Source organism: Streptomyces sp. S6 (genome assembly GCF_054880855.1).
On record NZ_JBTYMC010000734.1, the window covers coordinates 1 to 615 of the forward strand.

1 pseudogene is annotated in these 615 nt (G+C 77.6%); it reads left to right on the top strand.

Annotated elements, in window-relative coordinates:
• Nucleotides 1-615, top strand: a pseudogene (locus tag ACVNF4_RS36765) (helix-turn-helix transcriptional regulator); the annotation flags it as partial.

Sequence of the window (615 nt, forward strand, 5' to 3'; positions counted from 1 at the left end):
CGGCGAGTCCACCCTCCAGCGCGACGGCCTCGCCCTGCGCCTCGCCGTCCTGTCGGCCCTGCGCTCGCTGGCCGCGCGGGGCCCCGTCCTGGTCGTCGCGGACGACATGCAGTGGCTGGACCCGGCCAGCGCCGAGCTGCTCGGCTTCGCCGCCCGCCGCCTCGGCGACACCCCCGTCCAGCTCCTGTGCGCCGTCCGTACGGAGGGCCAGGAGTACGACCGTCAGCTGCGCTCCTCCCCGCCGGACACCCTGGCGATCCGGCTGAACGCGCTCTCCCGGGCGCACGTCTCCGCGCTCCTCGACCACCGCGGCTACACCGAGCTGCCGCGCTCCACGGTCCGGGACATCCACCGCACCAGCGGCGGGAACCCCCTGTACGCGCTGGAGCTGGGCCGCGCGCTGAGCGAGATGCCGGCGGCGCCGCGCCCCGGCGAGCCGCTGCCGGTGCCGACCTCGCTGCGCGCCCTGGTCCTGTCCCGCCTCGACATGCTGTCCGCCGAGACCCGCCGCACCCTGCTGGTCGCCAGTGCCGGTGCCCGTCCGACGCTGGCCCTGCTGCACGCGGCCGGCCGGGAGAACGCCGAGGCGGAGACCGCGCAGGCGGCGGCGCTGGG